This is a genomic window from Paraburkholderia sp. J69-1, from assembly GCF_905220255.1.
Lineage (GTDB): Bacteria > Pseudomonadota > Gammaproteobacteria > Burkholderiales > Burkholderiaceae > Paraburkholderia.
In genome coordinates this window covers 24,981-42,127 of sequence record NZ_CAJMZG010000025.1, presented here as the reverse complement: position 1 = coordinate 42,127, position 17,147 = coordinate 24,981, and the positions used below count along the sequence as shown (strand labels likewise).

Below are 17,147 nucleotides of genomic sequence, written 5' to 3'. Positions count from 1 at the left end.
AGGAGCGCATGGCGATTTACGGCATCGGCACCGACATCATCCAGATCAGCCGCGTCGCGGCGACGATGGAGCGCACCGGCGGACGCTTCGCCGAGCGTATCCTCGGCCCCGACGAACTCAAGGTCTACCACGCGCGCAAGGCCCGTTCGGAAGTGCGCGGCCTTGCGTATCTGTGCACGCGCTTTTCCGCCAAGGAAGCGTTTTCGAAGGCGATCGGTCTGGGCATCCATATGCCGATGACCTGGCGCGCCGTGCAGACGCTCAACGCGCCCGGCGGCAAGCCGTACATGGTCGCCTCGGGCGAGCTCGCGCTCTGGCTGGAGGAGCGCGGCATCACCACGCAGGTGACGATCACCGACGAGCGCGACTATGCCGTCTCGTTCGTGATCGCCGAAACGGACCAGCCGCGCGCCTGAGCTTCACGCCGGTTTCCCTCCCGCCGCGCGCATGGCGCGCGGTTTCAATGTGGCCTCGATGTATGGCCATGAAGTGCTCTTAATGCCCGAACAATCGATGAAACGAATTCCCGGTCCGGTCATGCTCGACGTGGTCGGCACGACGCTCAACGATGACGACGTGCGTCGTCTCGCGCATCCTTCCACCGGCGGCGTGATCCTGTTCGCGCGCCACTACGAAAACCGCGCCCAACTGGTCGCGCTCACCGATGCGATCCGCGCCGTGCGCGACGATCTGCTGATCGCCGTCGATCACGAAGGCGGCCGCGTGCAGCGTTTTCGCACCGACGGCTTCACCGTCCTGCCCGCGATGGGGCGCCTTGGCGCGCTGTGGGACAAGGACGTGCTGCTCGCGACCAAGGTGGCGACCGCGGTGGGTTATATCCTCGCCGCCGAGTTGCGCGCCTGCGGCATCGACCTGTCGTTTACGCCGGTGCTCGATCTGGGCTACGGGCAATCGAAGGTGGTGGGCGATCGCGCGTTCCATCGCGATCCGCGCGTCGTCACGATGCTCGCCAAGAGCCTGAATCACGGCCTCGCGCTCGCCGGCATGGCGAACTGCGGCAAGCACTTCCCCGGTCACGGTTTCGCGACGGCCGACTCGCACGTCGCGGTGCCGGTGGACGAGCGTCCGCTCGAATCGATCCTCGGCGAAGATGCGCAGCCGTATGACTGGCTCGGCCTGTCGCTGGCGGCGGCGATGCCGGGGCACGTGATCTATCCGAAGGTCGATAGCAAACCGGCCGGTTTCTCGCGCATCTGGGTGCAGGAAATCCTGCGCGGGCGCCTGCGCTTCCCGGGCGCGATTTTCAGCGACGATCTGTCGATGGAAGCCGCGCGCCAGGGCGGCACGTTGACCGAAGGCGCGCGCGCCGCGCTGGAAGCGGGCTGCGACATGGTGCTGATCTGCAACCAGCCGCACGAGGCCGAGAAGGTGCTCGACGCGCTGCGCAGCGAAGAGCCGTCGCGCGAGCGTAAGGCATCGGCCCGACGCATCGCCAGGATGCGCGGGCGCGGCAAGGCGATGCGCTGGGACAAGATGGTCGCCGATCCGGCGTATCTGTCGGCGCAGGCCTTGCTGCGCAGCGTATTGCCTTAAGCGGATCCGGCAGTTAGCTGAAAGCAGAACGGCGGCCCCTTCGGTATCGAAGGGGCCGCCGTTTTTTTACGTCCCGGACGCGCTGAAGATTAATTCAGCCGCATGCGCTGGAGCTTGTTGTAGAGCGTCTTCGGACTGATGCCGAGCAGCGACGCCGCACGATGGCGCGTGCCGCCCACCGCATCGAGCGTGGCGCGGATCAGCATTTCCTCGACATCGGCGAGCGGCGTGCCCACCGTCACCTGCACGCGACCGCCGTTCATGTCGCGCGTGGAGGCGCCGCTGCTTTCCTCGGCCTGCAGCGTTTCGAGGATGTCGCCCGAAGCGTGCCACGCGCGCTTCACGCGCTCCTGCAATTCGCGCACGTTGCCCGGCCAGTCGTAAGCCAGACATTCGCGCACGAAGGAGGGTGCCACCAGACGCGTCGTGCCGGTGAGGCCGCGCGTATGCGCTTCCAGATTCAGTTCGTCGACGCAGGCGGCGGCCAGCAGCGCCGCGTCTTCCTCGCGCTCGCGCAGCGGCGGCAGTTGCAGCGCCGCGGCGTCGAGTCGCAGCCACAGGTCTTCGTGCAGCATGCCTTGCTGGACCGCGTCGCGCGGCACCGCGCGCGTGGCCGCGATCAGACGGAAATCCGTGCCCACTTCGCTGCTGCCGCCCACGCGCATGAAGGTCTGCGAGTCGAGCGCGCGCAACAGCGCTTCCTGCTGCATGCGCGGCAGGTCGGTGAGTTCGTCGATAAAGAGCGTGCCGCCGCTGGCGTGATCGACCAGACCCGGCTCGCGCTGCTCGGCGCCGCTGAACGCGCCGCGCTCGTGGCCGAACAGGATGCTGGCGAGCGGCCGGCCGCTGGCGGCCTCGGCCGCGAGCGCACGCGCGTCGCACAGCACGAACGGTCCCTTGCGGCGGCGGCTCAGCTGATGCAGCGTGCGGGCCGCGACTTCCTTGCCGGTGCCGGGCTCGCCGTGCACGAGGATCGCCGATTCGGTGGGCGCGAGTTGTTCGATGGCGTCGTAGACGTGCTGGATCGCGCTGCTGCGCCCGAGCATAGGTCCGAAGCGGCCGAGCAGGCGCAGGCTTTCGCGCAGCGTGCGGACTTCCTCGGTCAGCTCGTAGGGGCGCGGAATGCGCGCGAGCAGGCTGCGCAGGCGCGGAATGTTGACCGGCTTGAGCAGATAGTCCCAGATGCCGTGGCGCAGACCTTCGATCGCGCTTTCGACCGTTGCGTTGCCGGTCATCACGATCACGGGCAGCGCGCCGCCGGGCGGCTGCGCCGGCAGGTGGGGCAGCAATTCGAGGCCGCTGCCGTCGGGCAGGTTCAGGTCGACGAGTACGACGTCGGGGATGAAACGCGCGAGGGCGGCGCGCGCATCGGCGAGGGTGGCGGCCGTATCGACGGAAAAACCGTCGGCGGCCAGGATGGCGGAAAGGCCGGACAGGCTATTGGGATCGTCTTCGACAATCAGGGCATGTGGCATGGCGGAAGCGGCTTACCGATGGGCGTGAAGCAGGCGTGAAGCGGGGCGCATGACGGCCGGAGCGGCGCGACGGCGCGCGCAGCCCGGTCGCCAGGCGACAGGCGCAACGTGACGGCGCGCCAGGGCGCGGCACGATACGGAAGTGGTCACCGAGATCACCTGCGTGTCTCGAATCAGATTGTTCAGCTCCGGTCCTCCCCAGATTGTCGCGTGGCAAGCTGCTGCGGCCGCGGCGTTCTTCGCATCGTTTTTCGTTTGAAGCGCCTGCGTACCGCCGCGCCATGCCTGCGCGCAGCCCCGATTCGCCGCGAAGTTCAAGGCTCGCGGCGTTCGGTCTGTCCTACCCCCAATGCTTCTGCAAGTCCGTCGGCGACCGGTTCGAGCTTCGAACTCGTCGCCGCGGACCGCGTTAATTCACGCCCGGATATCGATCGACGCCGATGTTTCAGTCGTCGAACGGCCGGTGCGCGTCAAACCAGCGCTTCACTTCCTGCTCCGCTTCGTCACGCGTCTTGCCGTAACGTTCCTGGATCAGTCCCGCCAGCCGATCCGCGCGTCCTTCGGCCTTGGTGAGTTCGTCGTCTGTCAACTCGCCCCACGCGGCCTTGGCCTTGCCGATCAACTGCTTCCACTTGCCTTCAGCGATGTCGTTGTTCATCGAGTCTCTCCTGGTTTCGGTGGAAGGGCGCTTGCGCGCTATCTTAAAACGAAGCCAGCAGGAACCATGCCATGAGCACCTCGCCTTACCGCAGCAAGCTGCGGCTATTTTGCGCGTGCGCAAAACCGGTAAGGTTTTCCCATGAAGTCACAAACATACACGCTCGGGAAAAAAAGAAAAAGCGCCCCGAGGGGCGCTTTTACGATTGCATCCGCCACGCATGGAAAATCGCACGGCAGCGGTGCTCGCGCGGCCGCACGGCGCATAAAAGCGCCGTTTGGGCTTAGGCGCGGCTACGGTACTCGTTGGTACGCGTGTCGATTTCGATCTTGTCGCCGATGTTGCAGAACAGCGGCACTTGCAGTTCGAAGCCGGTTTGCAGCTTGGCGTTCTTCAGAACCTTGCCCGACGACGTGTCGCCCTTGACAGCCGGTTCCGTGTAGATGATTTCGCGCACGAGCACGGTCGGCAGTTCGACCGAGATGGCCTTCTCGTTGTAGAACACGACTTCGCAAGCCATGCCGTCTTCGAGGTAGTTCAGGGCGTCGCCCATCATCTCGCCTTCGACTTCGTACTGGTTGTAGTCGGCGTCCATGAACACGTACATCGGGTCAGCGAAGTACGAGTAGGTCACTTCCTTGCGCTCGAGCACCACGACTTCGAACTTGTCGTCGGCCTTGTACACGGTTTCCATGCCTGCGCCGCTCAGCAGGTTCTTGAACTTCATCTTCACGACGGCGGAGTTACGGCCCGACTTGTTGTACTCGGCCTTCTGCACGACCATGGCGTCGCTGCCGATCATGACGACGTTGCCGACGCGGAGTTCCTGTGCGGTCTTCATAAAAAACTGTCCTGTCCAGATTTAAATAGCTTCGAGTGTGCGCAACGGCAAACGTCGCAAGCGATTCGAGTGTCCGCGCCGGCCGTTCTCGTACTGCTGCCCGCGTATTGGGGTGAGAACGGCGGATTGCAAACGCGGTTAGAAACATCGAAGCGCTTGAGACGGCTGCCGTCGGGTAACCGCTTATTTTAACTGAGTTTTTGCGAATCCGGCTAGATTTCCAGCGAGATCGCCGGCCTGCGCGAGTTCGCGCGCCCACGCCTGTGCACGGGCCTTGAAGGCCGGCAAGTGCTCAGCAAATTCGCTCCAGTTCGCCATCGCTTCGGACGCTTTGCCGCCGCCTGGCTGCGCTTCGGTTGCGCCGTTGCCGTTCCACGCGTGCCAGAAGCGTTCGAGCGCGCGGCGCGGCGCATCGTCGAGCGTGCTGGCGTAGTGGGCGAGGGCGGCGTCGAGTTTGGGCAGATGGGCGTCGTCGGATTGCGGGTAGATGTGCCAGACGAACGGGCGCGCAGCCCATTGCGCGCGCACGAAGGAATCCTCGCCGCGCACGAAATTCAGATCGCTGGCCCACAGCAGGGCGTCGTAGCCGCGTTGCTCCGTGAATGCGAGACCGTGCGCGGTGAGCGAACCGCGCTCGGCGCGCGCGCCGGCAGCGAAGGCATCGACGCCGAAAAAGCGCGCCAGTGCGCCCGAGATGCGGCCTTGCGGCACCAGCAGGACGATCGGCGTGGGGCTGTCGCGCCATTGTTCGAGCAGCGCGTCCACGGCCGGGTTTTCATAGGCGAAGAGCGAGATCACGGTGGCGTCGGCGGCGGGCGGCGGGCCGCCGGTCGTGCTTTGCCACCACGCGGCGCGCGCTTGCGGCGACACTTCGAACGCGGCGCGCGCCGCATCCAGATCGCGTTCCTTCAAAACGCCGCCCGTACCCTTGCCGAGTCCCGGAAAGAAGAAGTGCTTGAGCAGCGGATAACGCGGGTGCGGCGACGGACGCAGATGGAAATCCGCGACCCAGTCTTCGGCGCTCAGATAGTCGAGATTGAACCAGACCGGCTTGCGCTCGCGCTGCGCCATCGCCGCGATATAGACGGGCGGCAGTTCGCAGGCGAATGCTTCGATCACCACATCGGCGATGCTCAGCGTTTCGCCGGCATGCGTGGGCTCGTGCCAGTGCTCGACCACGACGCCTTCGACACGCTGCGTCAGGCGCTGCGGATCGAGCGCGGGACAGAGGCGCTGGAAAGACTGCAGATCGTCGACGAACAGGCGCACTTCCCAGTCGTGCTCGTGCGCAAGCTGACGCGCGAGGCGCCAGCACACGCCGATGTCGCCGAAATTATCGATCACCGCGCAAAAGAGGTCGCAGGCGATGCGCGGCGTCGAGCCGGTTGGCGCGTGGTCGTGGCCTGCTGCGGCGGGCGGGCGTGAATCGTGGGGCATGGTGGCGGGATAGCGCGCGATGGAGAGTGGGGGCGCGGTCGCAGCACACAGCGCGACCAGGTTGTCCGGGAGCGTTCGAATAGCAGCGCGGCCTTGCAGCGACAGACGGGCAGGCCGGGCGGCGGGTTCGGGGCCACGCGGAATGATCTAAACTTGCGATTCTAGTGCGACACGACACCCTTCGTGTGAGAGCGTCACATCTCCAAAAGTGGCATCACGTAAGGAGCCGCGAGGCTTTCCAGCGGCACTTCCGGTCTTATATCGGGGGTGCAAAAGTTGGGAGGTGCTTGCCAGTGACTTGCCGTTCGACTTCGGTTGGATGGTTCAAGACGCTGAATTAATGCAGAAAGTGTTGTGTGCGTGCGACATCCCGTCAGGGGTTTCGTTACGAATTATTTCGACGCTAAAAAGAAAATAGCGCAGGTTTCTCAGCCACCATTTGGTCGGGCTGTGATGACTCGTGCCCAAATCTGCACATAGTGACGCTCTGAAGGAAAGCTCTGCCTGTCATTGTTCATCTGCGGCTTACATGAGCGCAGCAGCGAACCGTTTGTATGACCAAATGTAGCCTAGGAAGACATGCGCCACTGGTAACGGTGGGGTGTGAAGCTCTTCTGACAATGTAGCCCCCGGATATTTCGGGCAAGTTGGCGCCGTGAGGCACTTACTTGGAAGACCGTCAGCAGCGACGGTCCAAGAGCTAGGCTGACCGATATGGTCAATGAAAGTGAACTGCTGATAAACCTCGTTACGAGTGTGGAGCCAAATGCTGCTGGGCTTCAGCCAAAACGGCGTGTGGCCGGTCAGTCCACTTGGAATTTGGACTGCGTCATCGGAGTGCCACCGGGGAATAGGCAGGACCTAAGTCGGTCGTGTGACAGTCAGGGAACGTGGTAAGCCCGTATCGTCGCCAGTCGAAGTCGACTGGCAGGGGAACCGTAAGGGGATCTGTTGGCGATGCGGGTACGGGATGGCGGAGAAAGCGAATGGCTGCCTGTAATGGGCGGCATAGGGGTTGGGACATCACCCCACGCGAAAGCGGGCAGACTTCCGTCTGGTCTACCGTCGCAAGACGGCTGATAGACCCTTGAAACTGGAGTAGTGCGGATTCGTTCGTACTACGTTGAAATATTTCCCCGCGGGGGGCGTATCTGCTCCCTGTCGGGGAAAGATGCGTCTCCTGCTGGGGAAATTTCTATTTTTTCTGGTAGGAGAGCAGCATGGAAGAACTGATCCGCAAGGATGAGTCTGCGCTTTCCCACGCGCCGGATGACTGGCATGCCATTGACTGGCGGCGAGTTGAACGGAACGTGAAGGGAATGCAGATTCGGATTGCGAAGGCGACGCGGGAAGGCAAATGGCGCAGGGTGAAAGCTCTGCAACGAATGTTGACCCGCACGACGTCCGCAAAGCTGTATGCGGTACGACGTGTTACGCAGAACACTGGCGCGCGAACGGCGGGAGTCGATCGCGAACTGTGGGAAACGCCTGAAAGTCGGCTGGCAGCAGTCGACAGGTTGAAGCGGCGTGGATACAGACCCCTGCCTTTACGGAGGATCTATATCCCGAAGGCTAATGGTAAGCAGCGCCCGCTGGGCATTCCTACCATGCGGGACAGGGCGATGCAGGCCCTTTACCTACTGGCCCTCGAGCCCGTAGCAGAAACAACGGGCGACCCGAACTCATACGGGTTCAGGAGAAATCGTTCGACGGCTGACGCTATGGCCCAGTTGTTTGTTTCTCTATCCAGAAAGGCTTCGTCCCAATGGGTATTAGAGGCGGACATAAGGGGGTGCTTTGACCATATCAGTCACGACTGGCTGGAACACCATGTCCCTATGGATAGGGTGATTTTGCGGAAGTGGTTGAAATCCGGTCTGTTGTATCAGGGCCGGTATCAGGCGACAGAAGCCGGAACGCCTCAGGGGGGCATCATTTCCCCAACATTGGCAAACATTGCGTTGAACGGGTTGGAGCGGGCCTTGATTCAGCACCTCGGTGCTAAGTTTGGGATCGTGAAATCTGCGAAGCTTAAAGTTCACGTGGTGCGATACGCGGATGATTTCGTGATCACCGGCTCTTCAAAAGAGATGCTCGAAAGCGAAATCAGACCTTGGGTGGAAGCATTCCTTGCAAACCGGGGACTGCAACTATCGGAGGAAAAAACGCGGATTACCCACATTGGCAACGGCTTCGATTTCCTTGGGTGGAATTTCCGAAAATATTCGGGAAAGCTGCTCATCAAACCGAGCAAGAAGAACGTGAAAGTGTTCTATCGCAAGGTGGCGGAAACGATCAGCGGCAACAAGACGATGAAGCAGGCGGACCTTATTCGCAAGCTGAATCCAATGCTACGTGGCTGGGCGCAATATCACAGTCCCGTAGTTGCCAAAGAGGCGTACAACCGCATGGAGCACCAGGTATTTCAGAGGCTCTGGCGGTGGGCGACACGGCGACATCCGAAGAAGGGCGCCCAATGGGTGAAACAGAAATACTTCCACTCGGTGGGTGAACGGAATTGGGTGTTTGCTGCCCCCGAAGTACGCGAAGACGGTAGTAAGGGGCTGTTTGATCTGTACCCGTTGAGTAGCACGGTGATCAAGCGGCAGGAGAAGGTGAAGCGGGAGTTCAACCCCTTTGATCCTGAATGGGAACAGTACGGTGAGACGCTGCGGCAGAAGCGCATGGAGCAATCCAGAGGCTATCCGAAGCAGTGGTATCGCTTGTACTCGTCGCAGGGCGGCGTGTGTGCGCTCTGTGATGGTGCCTTAACGGACGAGACGGGCTGGCACGACCATCATCTGGAATATCGGATGTATGGCGGATCAGATGCGCTCTCCAACCGGGTACTGCTCCACCCTGACTGCCACCGACGGGTGCATGCTGGTAATCTTGCTGTAACGAAGCCGGTTCCGGTCAGGTGAGACGGGACTTTGAATAGGAAACTATTAACGTAGATTGGAGCCGTATGCGATGAAAGTCGCACGTACGGTTCTTAGGGGGCCCCTTCTCTGGAAAGAGAGGGGGCTATCCTCCAGACACCGGCATGACGGCGTCGCGAAGGCGGCAAAGGGTGCCATCGACGCGCCCCCGCCTGCTACTGGCCTGTTATCGGCCTGATACCGGCCTGATACCGGCCTGCCACCGGCCCGACACCGAACGCCCCGCACTGGATGACCGCTTCCACCGAACCCGCCGTTTTCGACCCGAAAGAGGTCCTCGCGCAGCTCCCGCACCTGCCGGGCGTCTATCGCTATTACGACGCGCAGAACGCGGTGCTCTATGTGGGCAAGGCGCGCGACCTGAAAAAGCGTGTCTCGAGCTACTTCAACAAGACGCAGCTTTCGCCCCGCATCGCCATGATGGTCACGCGCATCGCGCGTATCGAGACCACGGTGACGCGCTCCGAAGCCGAAGCGCTGCTGCTCGAAAACAACCTGATCAAGGCGCTCGCGCCGCGTTACAACATTCTGTTTCGCGACGACAAGTCCTATCCGTTCCTCAAGCTCACCGGCCACAAGTTTCCGCGCATGGCGTACTACCGTGGCGCGGTCGATCGCAACAATCAGTATTTCGGCCCGTTCCCGAGCGCTTACGCGGTGCGCGAGAGCATCCAGATCCTGCAGCGCGTGTTCCAGTTGCGCACCTGCGAGGATTCGGTGTTCAACAACCGCACGCGGCCTTGTCTGCTGCATCAGATCGCGCGTTGCACGGCGCCGTGCGTGGGCGCGATCAGCGCGGAGGATTACGCGCGCGATGTGAGCAATGCGTCGCGTTTTCTGCTGGGCCGCCAGGGCGAAGTGATGAAGGAGCTGGAGACCAAGATGCACGCGTTCGCCAGCGAACTGAAGTTCGAGCAGGCCGCGGCGGTGCGCAACCAGATGAGTTCGCTGTCGACCGTGCTGCATCAGCAGGCGATCGAGACCGGCAGCGATAGCGACGTCGATATTCTCGCGGTCGTGGCGCTGGGCGGGCGCGTCTGCGTGAATCTGGCGATGGTGCGCGGCGGCCGGCATCTGGGCGACAAGGCGTATTTCCCGGCGCACGTCGAGCGTGCGCTCACCGACGACGAAGGCGGCGTGGCCGAAGAGATCGGCGCTGACACGGTGGTGGCGGCCGCGGCGCTGAAGTCCTTGCCGTCGCTGGCGCGCAAGGCGCTGGTGGAAGGCGCAGCAGCGCGAGCCGAAGCCGAAGAAGCGGCTGAAGAAGCGGCTGCCGAAGACACCGAGGTGCCCGATCCGCTCGCCATCGCTGCCGATCTCGACGATGAAGTCGCGCAGGGCGGTGAAGTTTCGGACGCATCGGACGCCCAGGGCGCAGAAGAAATGGAAGCCGCCGCCGCCGCACCGAAGTCGTCCACGCGCAAATCGCGCGCTGGCGGCATCGAATCCGAAGTGCTCGACGCGTTCATCGCGCAGCATTACTTCGGCAATCGCGTGCCGCCGGTGCTGGTGGTGAGCCATCCGCCCGCGAACCGCGAACTCGTCGATGTGCTGTCCGGGCAGGCCGGCCACAAGGTCGTGCTGCTGCGCCAGCCGCAAGGACAGAAGCGCGCGTGGCTCGCGATGGCCGAACAGAACGCGCGCCTGGCGCTCGCCCGTCTGCTTTCCGAACAAGGCTCGCAGCAGGCGCGCACACGCACGCTTGCACAGTTGCTTGGGCTCGAACTCGACGATCTCGCGCATCTGCGCATCGAGTGTTTCGACATCAGCCATACGATGGGCGAGGCGACCCAGGCGTCGTGCGTGGTCTATCACCATCACAAGATGCAGTCGAGCGAGTACCGGCGCTACAACATCACCGGCATCACCGGCGGCGACGATTACGCGGCCATGCGTCAGGTGCTCACGCGCCGCTACGAGAAAATGGTCGCGCAGGCCGCGCGCAACGAAGCCGACGAAGCGCAGACGCTGCAGGCCGAAGGCGCCGATCCGTCCGATTCCTCGGTGAGCGGCGATGGCGCGGAACCGGTCGCCGCGGGCGGCACGCTGCCGCATATCGTGCTGATCGACGGCGGCAAGGGGCAGGTCGAAATCGCGCGTCAGGTCTTCGACGAACTCGGACTCGACCCTGCCATGCTCGTGGGCGTGGCCAAGGGCGAAGGGCGCAAGGTGGGCCTCGAAACGCTGGTGTTCGCCGATGGCCGCACGCCGCTCGAACTCGGCAAGGAAAGCGCAGCGCTGATGCTGGTCGCGCAGATCCGCGACGAGGCGCACCGTTTCGCGATCACCGGCATGCGCGCCAAGCGCGGCAAGACGCGGCAGACCTCGCGACTCGAAGAACTCGAAGGCGTGGGCGCGAAACGCCGTCAACGTCTGCTGGCGCGCTTTGGCGGACTGCGCGGCGTGATGGCGGCGAGTGTCGAGGATCTGGCGAGCGTCGAAGGCATTTCACACTCGCTCGCCGAGCAGATCTACCAGCAACTCCATTGATGTCCGCGCGCCGCGTCGGCCTGCTTCGTGCCTGCTTCCCGCTTGCTTCCTTACGTTTGCTTGTGGCAGGTGCAGCGACGCGGCACAATTGCATCTCCCATAATTGCAATCTCCCCCTGACAGACTGCGCCACACGATGCCGTTCAATATCCCGATTCTCCTGACGTGGCTGCGGATCGTGCTGATTCCGCTCGTGGTTGGCGTGTTCTATCTGCCGCAGACAATGCTGAGCCCGATGCAGGCGAACATGTCGGCCATGCTGATTTTCGTGCTGGCCGCACTGACCGACTGGTTCGACGGCTTTCTCGCGCGCAAATGGAATCAGACCTCGTCGTTCGGCGCCTTCCTCGATCCGGTCGCCGACAAACTCATGGTGACCGCCGCGTTGCTCGTGCTCGTGCACCTGCAACGACTCGACGCGGTGATCGCGCTGGTGATCGTCGGCCGCGAGATCGCAATCTCCGCGCTGCGCGAATGGATGGCGCAGATCGGCGCATCGCGTAGCGTTGCCGTGAACCAGCTCGGCAAGTTCAAGACCGCCTGCCAGATGGTGGCGATTCCCATGCTGCTGTATTACGCGCCGCTCACGATCGGCGGCACGACGCTGTTCGACGCGCGCGTCTGGGGCACCTGGCTGATCTATGTCGCCGCCGTGCTGACGATCTGGTCGATGCTTTACTACATGAAACTGGCGTGGCCGCAGATCCGCGAGCGGGGCAGTCTGTAAGCGCAGATTCATCTGCAAATATTTTCGGCCGGTATTTTCGCGCTGTAACGCACGTCTGGCGGGGCTTTCAGGTACGTTGATTCACCTCCCCGCCAATCTTTTTTCAAAAAGTTCGTGCGAAGGTGTTGACAGGATGAAGCGGGTTCTACATAATCTCACTTCTCCGCTGCACGACAAGCAGCAAACGAAGCAGATGCGGTGGAGATAGTCGAAGATAAGTGGCAAATCAACGGTGAAGCAGTAAAAAGCAGTAACCCATGCGGGAGTAGCTCAGTTGGTAGAGCGCAACCTTGCCAAGGTTGAGGTCGCGAGTTCGAGCCTCGTCTCCCGCTCCATATTAAGGTGCAGCGTTTTGCAGAAATGTGAAACGAGGTGCCAGGCAGGAAAAGCAGTACGGTAGGTTATGCGGGAGTAGCTCAGTTGGTAGAGCGCAACCTTGCCAAGGTTGAGGTCGCGAGTTCGAGCCTCGTCTCCCGCTCCATTTAGAAAGGGGAAGCAGCGCTTCCCCTTTTGTTTGGCGAGCCAAAAGGCATTCGCATCAAACAGCCCGCTTCTGGCGCGATAGCAAAGCGGTTATGCAGCGGCCTGCAAAGCCGTTTAGGCCGGTTCGACTCCGGCTCGCGCCTCCAGGTAGAACAAGACAAGCCACCTTCGGGTGGCTTTTCTTTTTTCTGCGGCGGTTTTTGTGCGCTTGTTCATCGCGCTGCGAATGTCCGCCGCACAAAGCGAGCAGGGCACAATACCCGGACCTTCTCCCACCCGGATTCCGCCATGCCCATCGAACTCTCCGAGGACGCACGCGCGGCCGCGATCGCGTCGATCCAGCGTTACTTCGACGCCAACATGGAAGAGCCGATCGGCAATATCGCGGCGGGCGCGCTGCTGGGGTTTTTTCTCGAAGAGATCGCACCGGCTGTCTACAACCGTGCGATTGCCGATGCGCAGGAGCGCATGCAGGCCCGCATCGTCGAACTCGATATCGATCTGCACGAGGAGCCTTTCGAGTATTGGCGCAAGTTCGAAACCCCGCGGCGGCGCAAGTGAATCCGCAAAGTCCGCGTTTGTGGGCCGCTCGTGCCGCAAGGCATAATCGACCTTTCAGCCAGCTTTGACGGAAATCCCATGACTGCGCAGTCTCCCGCCGTGTCCTTTGCCAACTCGCCCGCATTGCCGGCGGCGCAACTCGAGTGGCAGTGGCGTCACTTCGATGCCATCAGCGCACGCGATGTTTACGCGATGCTGGCGCTGCGCTCGGCGGTGTTCGTGGTGGAGCAGAACTGCGTCTATGGCGATATCGACGGTCTCGACGCCGATGCCTGGCACCTGTTCGCCTGGGGCGAGCGCAACGGCGCGCGTGAACTCGCGGGCTATCTGCGCGTGCTGCTGCCCGATGCAAACGACGCCGACGTGCGCATCGGCCGCGTGGTGACATCGCAGAATTTTCGCGGCATCAAGCTGGGCAACGGCCTGCTCGAACGCGCGATCGGCCATATCGCGCAGCAATGGCCGGGCGTGCCGATGCGTCTGCACGCGCAGGCGCATCTACAGAAGTTTTACGGCGCGTTCGGTTTCAAGCCAGTTTCGGAGATCCACGACGAAGACGGCATCCCGCACGTCTGGATGCGCTCCGAATAAGCTAGCTGCGTTGTTCTGCCTGCGTGGCCGTTGAGGCGTCCCGGCGCGGGTCGCTGGCGGGTTGGACGCGTTGAGCGCGTTGAACGCGCTTGAGGCGTCCACGCGCGGAAAGCCGCATCCAGTGACGCAGCGCGAGCAGCGCGCCGATCACGCTCATCATCGAGCCAGGAATCCACAGCAGCAGTCCGCCAATCTGTTGATCGCGCATAGGCGAAAGCCAGGTGAAGGCGCGTCCGCAGATCGAGTAGATCGGATATAGCTCGTGCGAAGTAAAAAAGATAAACGCGCCGAGCACGATCTGCGGCGGAATCGCCGCGATCACCACCAGCACGCGCTTGCCAGGCGCCAGCCGCGCGGGCGGCGCGGGCCGCGGGTCGAGCACGAGCCACCAGAACAGCAGCCCGTCGATCACCATGCTCCAGTTCATGACGCGATACAGACGCCAGTCGAGCATCGCGATGAAGTGGATCGGCGAGAGCAGCCAGAAATAAATCAGCCCGACAAAGAGCGTCACGGCCACGACCGGATGCATGACGATGTCGAGCACCATGCGCACTGGCCGCGCCGCGAGAGCGGGGCGCACGAAGCGCTGCCGCCATCGGAACGGAATGCCCGCGCGTAGCGCCGCGCCCGGATAGGACAGCGCGATAAAGAACGGCCCGAGGTGATGCAGCACGAGATGCTGCGCGCGGTGCATGAAGAACTCATGCTCGAAAAAATAATCGAGCCGCGTGTGCAGCGCGATATACAGCGCGCTCAGGCCGAACCAGAACGCAATGCGCCGCGCGAGCGTAACGCGCGCGTGACGCTGGCCGCGCACGAAGAGGATCGCCGCCACGGCGATGGCGATCACGACCGTGGGCGACGGCTCCCAGGGATCGAGCCAGTAGAGCAGGTTCATCGCGTTTTCATGCGTGCGGGTTCATCGCGCGTGCGCCGATTCGCTTACTGCTGCGACGGCGGCTTCACTGCGAACGGCGTGTCGAGCGTCGCGCCATCCGAGAATTGCAGCTTCAGATGCACCGTATCGCCCGGCGCAACCTTGTGCTTCGCGTGCTCCAGCATCAGGTGATAGCCGCCCGGTGCGATCGCGAGCGTGCCGTGCGCGGGCACCGTCGCCTTGTGCACCATCACCATCTTCTGCGTCGAGCCGTTCGACACGGTCTGATGCAGCATCACCATGCCGTAGTCGTCGCTCGACACATCGACGAGATCGACTGGCTGATCGCCGTCGTTCTTCAGCGTCACGTAGCCCGCGGCCGGCAGATCGTTCGGCAGCCAGCGGACCCACGCGTTCTGCGCGCTGAGCGCCGCGCCAGCCGCCTGGGCCGAAGGCGCGAAAGCGGCGAACGTGCAGGCGAGGGCGCAGCCGAGCGAGGCTGTGAGGGATTTCAGTTTCATCGTCATGGCAGTTCCTGTTGCGGGTGGTGCGGGAAATCGTTTCGGTTAAAGCGTGCTGTGAAGCGCTCAGCTCGCGGCGTCGATCACGCGACGCACATCATGCGCGATGGCGTCCGGCGTGTCCTTGTCGGTGGCCAGCAGGCGTGCGCGGCCTTGCGCGTCGAACACATAGACGGCCGAGCTGTGCGTGACTTCATAACTGCCGTCGGGATCGCGTTTCTCCATCTGATAGGCCACGCGGTAGCGCTTCGCGAGCGATTCGACCTGCGCGTCGCTGCCGGTCAGACCCAGCGCGTGCTGCGCATCGAACGCGCCCACATAGGCGTGCAGCGCCTGCGGCGTGTCGCGCGCCGGATCGACGCTGATAAAGAGAATGCGCACGTGCTGCGCGTCGGGGCCGAGTTTTGCTAGTACCTGCATCAGCCGCGCCATGGTTTCCGGGCAGACATCGGGACAATGCGTGTAGCCGAAATAGACGAGCGTGGTGTTGCCATGCAGATTGGCGGCGCGCATCGGCTGGCCGTTGTCGGCGGTGAGCGTGAAGTCGAGGTCGGGCAGATGGCCGCTGACATTGGTGAGCTGCCAGGGTGCGGCGGGCTGCGAGCAGGCGCCCAGCAGCAGCGTTGTGCCGGCGATCACCGCGAGCCAGGCGCCGATGCCAGCCCCGATCCGCTGGCGGAGAAGGCGCAGGCAGCGGATAAAGCGCTGGAATGGCAACACGGCAACGGTGGCAAGCAAGGGCTGTCTCGGCGGCTCGAATGGGCTCGAATTCTTGGCCAGGCAGCGCGGCTGGCTGCGGCATGTCGGTGGACTGTAGCAAAATTGGGCACAGGCAGTCGCAGACAGGCTGTTATGACCAGGTTTAGGGGCAATTTGTCGCATCAATGGCCGCGCGGTGTATCGGCGTCAAAATCGACAGAAGCGGTGGCCAGAAGCCGGATGCCGAAACCGGCTCAAATGGGCGTGGTTAGCCCCGGTTAGGCCCCAAAAACGGCCCTATAGGCTTACTTTCTCGAAAATTGAAGTGAGGCGCGGTAAGATGCGCACACTCTGCCCGGCGGGCGCCAGTGCGCCTCACGCTTACCCGGCCGACGTGCCGAGGGACGAAACGAACGTAATGCAAGAACCTGCGCAAGAACTTCCGGTTGAATTGCCGTTCGACAAGACGGCATTTTTCTTCGACTTCGACGGCACGCTCGTCGATCTCGCGCCCACGCCCGACGGCGTGCTCGTGCGCCCCGACATGCTCGCGCTGCTGGGCGATCTGCGGCGCGCGACGCACGGCGCGGTGGCGATCGTGTCCGGTCGCGGCATCGACAGCATCGACGATTTTCTGCGCATGCCCGATCTGCCGATCGCCGGTCTGCATGGCGCCGAGCGTCGCGACGCCAATGGCGACACCCAGCGCGTCGGCTTCAACGACGAGCGTCTTTTGCACATGGAGCAGGTGCTGGCGGAAGTCGTGCGCAGGCATCCGGGCATGCTGCTGGAGATCAAGGGCGCGGCGCTCGCGCTGCACTATCGCAACGCGCCCGAGCACGAAGCCACGGCGCGCGAGGCCACCGAAAGGCTCGCGGCCGAATTTGCCGCGGCCTACGTGCTGCAGCCCGGCAAGATGGTCTACGAGATCAAGCCCAAGGACGTCGATAAAGGCCGCGCGCTGCGCGCCTTCTTGAACGAGCCGCCGTTCGCGGGCCGCACGCCGGTGTTCGCCGGCGACGATCTCACCGACGAAAAAGGCTTCGCCGTGGTCAACGAAGTGGGCGGGCTGTCGATCAAGGTCGGCGGCGGCGAAACCATCGCGCGCACGCGTGTCGAATCGGTCGAAGCGTTGCTGGCGTGGCTCGCGGAGCTTGGCGCCTGATGCGCGCCCGATGTCCGCCTGATGCCCATACCCCAGCCAGTATTTTTCGCGACCCTGACGACGTTCACGGTCCTCGCGCCCGTGCCAGCATCGCCCGCACGGGCACGTCCTGTCTCAATCCAG

At 63.0% G+C, this 17,147-nt stretch carries 15 protein-coding genes and 3 tRNA genes; 11 read left to right on the top strand and 7 right to left on the bottom strand.

Annotated features, from left to right (window positions below; all coding sequences use genetic code 11):
- The first annotated feature begins 8 nt into the window (after nucleotides 1-8).
- Entirely contained in the window at nucleotides 9-416 is a 408-nt protein-coding gene (gene acpS / locus U5A67_RS33765; protein ID WP_321817745.1) for a holo-ACP synthase, read from the top strand.
- Nucleotides 417-513: 97 nt separating this feature from the next.
- Nucleotides 514-1,554 carry a beta-N-acetylhexosaminidase gene (nagZ, locus tag U5A67_RS33760; RefSeq protein ID WP_205984185.1) on the top strand — a complete coding sequence of 347 codons (1,041 nt, stop codon included), beginning with the start codon at nucleotides 514-516 and terminating at the stop codon, nucleotides 1,552-1,554.
- Between the two features lie 89 nt (nucleotides 1,555-1,643).
- Here nagZ and U5A67_RS33755 read toward each other — a convergent pair whose 3' ends face one another.
- From U5A67_RS33755 to earP, 4 genes are all read right to left on the bottom strand, one after another.
- Complete coding sequence (locus U5A67_RS33755) at nucleotides 1,644-3,029, bottom strand: sigma-54 dependent transcriptional regulator (protein ID WP_321817744.1); 1,386 nt, start codon at nucleotides 3,027-3,029, stop codon at nucleotides 1,644-1,646.
- A 445-nt stretch (nucleotides 3,030-3,474) separates the two neighbouring features.
- Nucleotides 3,475-3,687 (bottom strand): CsbD family protein, encoded by a 213-nt coding sequence (locus tag U5A67_RS33750; protein ID WP_205984183.1) that lies wholly within the window; start codon nucleotides 3,685-3,687, stop codon nucleotides 3,475-3,477.
- A 283-nt stretch (nucleotides 3,688-3,970) separates the two neighbouring features.
- Entirely contained in the window at nucleotides 3,971-4,528 is a 558-nt protein-coding gene (efp, locus tag U5A67_RS33745) for an elongation factor P (RefSeq protein ID WP_205984182.1), read from the bottom strand.
- 183 nt (nucleotides 4,529-4,711) lie between these two features.
- On the bottom strand, nucleotides 4,712-5,965 hold the full coding sequence (gene earP / locus U5A67_RS33740; RefSeq protein WP_321817743.1) for an elongation factor P maturation arginine rhamnosyltransferase EarP: 1,254 nt from the start codon (nucleotides 5,963-5,965) through the stop codon (nucleotides 4,712-4,714).
- A 1,220-nt stretch (nucleotides 5,966-7,185) separates the two neighbouring features.
- Between earP and ltrA the strand changes: the two genes are divergently transcribed.
- From ltrA to U5A67_RS33700, 8 genes are all read left to right on the top strand, one after another.
- On the top strand, nucleotides 7,186-8,889 hold the full coding sequence (gene ltrA, locus U5A67_RS33735) for a group II intron reverse transcriptase/maturase (RefSeq protein ID WP_321817742.1): 1,704 nt from the start codon (nucleotides 7,186-7,188) through the stop codon (nucleotides 8,887-8,889).
- A 249-nt stretch (nucleotides 8,890-9,138) separates the two neighbouring features.
- Entirely contained in the window at nucleotides 9,139-11,397 is a 2,259-nt protein-coding gene (uvrC, locus tag U5A67_RS33730; RefSeq protein ID WP_321817741.1) for an excinuclease ABC subunit UvrC, read from the top strand.
- A gap of 136 nt (nucleotides 11,398-11,533) precedes the next feature.
- Nucleotides 11,534-12,124: a CDP-diacylglycerol--glycerol-3-phosphate 3-phosphatidyltransferase gene (pgsA, locus tag U5A67_RS33725; protein WP_205984179.1), complete on the top strand. Its 591-nt coding sequence runs from the start codon at nucleotides 11,534-11,536 to the stop codon at nucleotides 12,122-12,124.
- A 259-nt stretch (nucleotides 12,125-12,383) separates the two neighbouring features.
- Nucleotides 12,384-12,459 (top strand) — tRNA-Gly (locus U5A67_RS33720).
- A 70-nt stretch (nucleotides 12,460-12,529) separates the two neighbouring features.
- A tRNA-Gly gene (locus tag U5A67_RS33715) sits at nucleotides 12,530-12,605 on the top strand.
- A 74-nt stretch (nucleotides 12,606-12,679) separates the two neighbouring features.
- Nucleotides 12,680-12,753, top strand: a tRNA-Cys gene (locus tag U5A67_RS33710).
- 142 nt (nucleotides 12,754-12,895) lie between these two features.
- The gene (locus U5A67_RS33705; RefSeq protein WP_321817740.1) at nucleotides 12,896-13,168 is read left to right on the top strand and encodes a DUF2164 domain-containing protein; all 273 of its coding nucleotides are present in this window, start codon (nucleotides 12,896-12,898) and stop codon (nucleotides 13,166-13,168) included.
- Nucleotides 13,169-13,246: 78 nt separating this feature from the next.
- Nucleotides 13,247-13,759 (top strand): GNAT family N-acetyltransferase, encoded by a 513-nt coding sequence (locus tag U5A67_RS33700; protein WP_321817739.1) that lies wholly within the window; start codon nucleotides 13,247-13,249, stop codon nucleotides 13,757-13,759.
- 1 nt (nucleotide 13,760) lies between these two features.
- Here the strand turns inward: U5A67_RS33700 and U5A67_RS33695 are convergent, their stop codons facing one another.
- The 3 genes from U5A67_RS33695 to U5A67_RS33685 are packed head-to-tail and all read right to left on the bottom strand — an operon-like array spanning nucleotide 13,761 to nucleotide 15,799.
- Nucleotides 13,761-14,660: a cytochrome c oxidase assembly protein gene (locus U5A67_RS33695; RefSeq protein WP_321817738.1), complete on the bottom strand. Its 900-nt coding sequence runs from the start codon at nucleotides 14,658-14,660 to the stop codon at nucleotides 13,761-13,763.
- A 44-nt stretch (nucleotides 14,661-14,704) separates the two neighbouring features.
- Nucleotides 14,705-15,166 (bottom strand): copper chaperone PCu(A)C, encoded by a 462-nt coding sequence (locus U5A67_RS33690; protein WP_205984175.1) that lies wholly within the window; start codon nucleotides 15,164-15,166, stop codon nucleotides 14,705-14,707.
- A gap of 60 nt (nucleotides 15,167-15,226) precedes the next feature.
- On the bottom strand, nucleotides 15,227-15,799 hold the full coding sequence (locus U5A67_RS33685; RefSeq protein ID WP_321817785.1) for an SCO family protein: 573 nt from the start codon (nucleotides 15,797-15,799) through the stop codon (nucleotides 15,227-15,229).
- A gap of 478 nt (nucleotides 15,800-16,277) precedes the next feature.
- Here U5A67_RS33685 and otsB point away from each other — a divergent pair, with 478 nt between their 5' ends.
- Nucleotides 16,278-17,024, top strand: a complete 747-nt coding sequence (gene otsB / locus U5A67_RS33680; protein ID WP_321817737.1) for a trehalose-phosphatase — start codon at nucleotides 16,278-16,280, stop codon at nucleotides 17,022-17,024.
- The last annotated feature ends 123 nt before the right edge of the window (nucleotides 17,025-17,147 follow it).